The sequence below is a fragment of the Streptomyces sp. NPDC000941 genome, from assembly GCF_053599555.1.
Map to the genome: position 1 here is coordinate 1 of NZ_JBSFMM010000530.1, position 1,682 is coordinate 1,682.

At 69.7% G+C, this 1,682-nt stretch carries 2 protein-coding genes; one reads left to right on the forward strand and one right to left on the reverse strand.

The annotated features are described in order from the left end of the window. Positions 1-269 precede the first annotated feature (269 nt). The gene (locus ACWDSL_RS53290) at positions 270-1,055 is read left to right on the forward strand and encodes an IS5 family transposase (protein ID WP_450496977.1); all 786 of its coding nucleotides are present in this window, start codon (positions 270-272) and stop codon (positions 1,053-1,055) included. Here the strand turns inward: ACWDSL_RS53290 and ACWDSL_RS53295 are convergent. Then, complete coding sequence (locus ACWDSL_RS53295; protein WP_450496979.1) at positions 1,018-1,569, reverse strand: hypothetical protein; 552 nt, start codon at positions 1,567-1,569, stop codon at positions 1,018-1,020. The genes ACWDSL_RS53290 and ACWDSL_RS53295 overlap by 38 nt on opposite strands. Between the last annotated feature and the right edge of the window lie 113 nt (positions 1,570-1,682).

The window sequence follows — 1,682 nt, forward strand, 5'->3', positions numbered from 1 at the left end:
AGAAGCTGTTGTCTTTTCGATCTTGAGCGGTGGCGGTCGAACGCGGATTCCCGGTCGGGTGATCCTGCAGTGGCCAGAGCATGAAGACGGGGCCTCCTGAACAGCTCGTGGGTGTCGAATCCATAGAGCAACAGGAGGCCCCGGTGCCGCAGTCTTCCGTGTCGATGGCCAGGCAGTCCAACTCGGCCGCTCCAACGTGTGATTGCCTCGCGCACGTGTACGGCAACGCGGCTGACCGGCCCGAGCGGCAGCGCCGGTACCCGTCGGACATGACGGACGCGGAGTGGGCCGAGGTCCGGCCGCTGCTGCCGACGCCGGGCTGGATGCGCGGGCGGGGCGGCCGGCCGGAAGGATACTGCCACCGCGCGGTGCTGGACGCGATCCGCTATCTCGTGGACAACGGCGTCAAGTGGCGGGCGATGCCGGCCGACTTCCCGCCGTGGGACCGGGTGTATGCCTTCTTCCGCCGCTGGCGCGACCACGCCCTGGCCAAGGAGTTCCATGACCGGCTGCGCGGCCAGGTCCGCGAGCGGCTGGGCCGGGACGCGGAGCCGACGGCCGGCGTGATCGACTCGCAGTCGGTCAGGGCGGACGCCGTCGTCGGCGCCGACAGCCGCGGCTTTGACGGTGGCAAACAGATCAACGGGCGCAAGCGGCACGTCGTGGTCGACACCCTCGGCCTGCTGCTGGGCATCATGGTCACCAGCGCGGATATCGGCGACCGCGCCGCCGCCCGGGTCCTGCTGCACCAAGTCGCCACCGCCCACCACCTGCTGGCCCTGGTCTGGGCCGACGGCGGCTACACCGGCAGCCTCGTCGAGTACTGCCTGGCCGCGCTCGCCCTGGTCATGGCGATCGTCAAACGCAGCGACGACATGCGCGGCTTCGTGGTGCTGCCCAAGCGGTGGATCGTCGAGCGCCTCTTCGCCCACCTGATGCGCACCCGCCGCCTCGCGCGCGACTTCGAACGCCGAACCACCAGCGCCGAGGCAATGATCTACTGGTCGATGACCCTGCTCATGACCCGCCGCCTGGCCCGCTCACGCCCTGCCTGAGCGTGAACCGGCCCGGTGCCGGCTCGGCCAGCCAGCCGCGCGCGACCAGGCGTTTCGCCTTCGACCTCAGCGCCTCCACCCGCGCCGGAACCACGTCCATGCCGAACAAAGCGGCCATCTCCTGGCAGGTCATCGACCCCTGCCCGAGCCGGGCCCGGTCCGCGAGCGCCTTGAGGATGCGCTGGTAGTCCACCGACAACGCCGACCACGCAAGCCCTTCACGCCACACCGGCACCTGCGACTTCACCTTCGCCGCTTCCGGCGTTGACGATGCCTCCTCGGCCTGCCCGCCAGCGGTCGGTGCTGTCCGGTCGGCCTGGTCGTGGCCATGCTCGGTCTCGTCTGCCGGGGCAAGCACCTCGCCCACCCGCGAGCGAGCGATAGCCCATTCCTTCCAGTCCCGCTCGGCCACGGCCAGTTCAGCCTGGATGCGGTCGGCCTCCTCCCGCAGCTCGTCCACGCGACGGCGAGCGACGAGCTCGCGCTGTTCCAGCAGCCCCACAACCGACGGCATCCAAGGCCTCCACAGCAGCGACGACACGACAGACCACCACTCCCACAGGATCACCGACCCTATGCCCGACCAGCGAAAACACCGTCCTCAAGCCCGGAAAGACAACAGCTTCT

Excerpts from the sequence above, each read along its gene's own strand:
- ACWDSL_RS53290 (WP_450496977.1), top strand. The coding sequence starts at position 270 with ATGACGGACGCGGAGTGGGCCGAGGTCCGGCCGCTGCTGCCGACGCCG.
- ACWDSL_RS53295 (WP_450496979.1), bottom strand. The coding sequence starts at position 1,569 with ATGCCGTCGGTTGTGGGGCTGCTGGAACAGCGCGAGCTCGTCGCTCGC.